Source organism: Bradyrhizobium uaiense, assembly GCF_010811875.1.
In the GTDB taxonomy this organism is placed as follows: Bacteria; Pseudomonadota; Alphaproteobacteria; order Rhizobiales; family Xanthobacteraceae; genus Bradyrhizobium; species Bradyrhizobium uaiense.
Genome location: NZ_VKHP01000588.1, coordinates 1 through 459, shown reverse-complemented (window position 1 = coordinate 459; position 459 = coordinate 1). Strand labels below are relative to the sequence as shown.

Here is a 459-nt window from a genome sequence, read left to right as displayed (position 1 = left end):
GCGCCAACTCCGAGCACCGCATCGAGCGGATCAAGGACACCGCGGTCTTGCGACTGCGCAACAAGCTGCTGCCGCTGATCCATCTGAAGAAGCTCCTGAAGATCGACGACGGCGCCACCACCACCGACGCCGAGAACGGCTTCATCGTGGTCACGCAAGTCGGCAGCCAGACCTTCGGCATCGTGGTCGACGGCGTGTTCCACACCGAGGAGATCGTGGTCAAGCCGATGTCCACGAAACTGCGCCACATCGACATGTTCTCCGGCAACACCATCCTGGGCGATGGCGCGGTGATCATGATCATTGATCCCAACGGCATCGCCAAGGCATTGGGCGCCTCCGGCTCCTCGGCCCATGACATGGCCGACGACAATGCGAGCGCGCATGCCGCGAGCGGCGAGCAGCTCACTTCGCTGCTGGTGTTCCGCGCCGGTTCGAGCCAGCCCAAGGCGGTGCCGC

The 459-nt window shown here is 64.3% G+C and carries 1 protein-coding gene; it reads left to right on the top strand.

Annotated elements, in window-relative coordinates:
• Window positions 1-459: chemotaxis protein CheW (locus FNJ47_RS46615; RefSeq protein WP_175068531.1), on the top strand; the 459-nt coding region annotated here is incomplete at both ends.